Source organism: Tamlana crocina (assembly GCF_012037625.1).
This window is the reverse complement of the sequence record NZ_JAAVJS010000474.1, coordinates 1-365: the sequence shown is the minus strand read 5'-3', so window position 1 is coordinate 365 and position 365 is coordinate 1. Positions and strand designations below refer to the sequence as shown.

At 42.5% G+C, this 365-nt stretch carries 1 protein-coding gene; it reads left to right on the top strand.

What is annotated here, in order from left to right:
• A partial coding sequence (locus HC176_RS17660) for an outer membrane beta-barrel protein (RefSeq protein ID WP_167920311.1) occupies positions 1–365 on the top strand: 365 nt, incomplete at both ends.

The window sequence follows — 365 nt, the reverse complement described above, 5'->3', positions numbered from 1 at the left end:
ATTTTCAGGTGGTTTTCATGCAGGCTTCATTCGCGACAGGCCCATCAATGAACAAAGGAATATCTCGATAGGGGTAGGCTTAGGCTGGTCTATAGATACCTATGGCCACAATGTTTTTATAGGTAAGGAACTGGATACAGACAACAGTCTTTTTCAGATCATGGATAGGGGGAGGATCGACTTCGATACTAATAGATTTACCACACAGTCAATAGACCTTCCTATTCAGTTCAGATGGCGAACCTCTACCGTAGAAAGCTACAAATTCTGGAGGATCTATGCAGGTTTAAGACCGGCATATGCATATTATTTCCAAACTAAATTTGAACAGGGAGGCCAGACCTACAAGGAATCAGATATTCCCG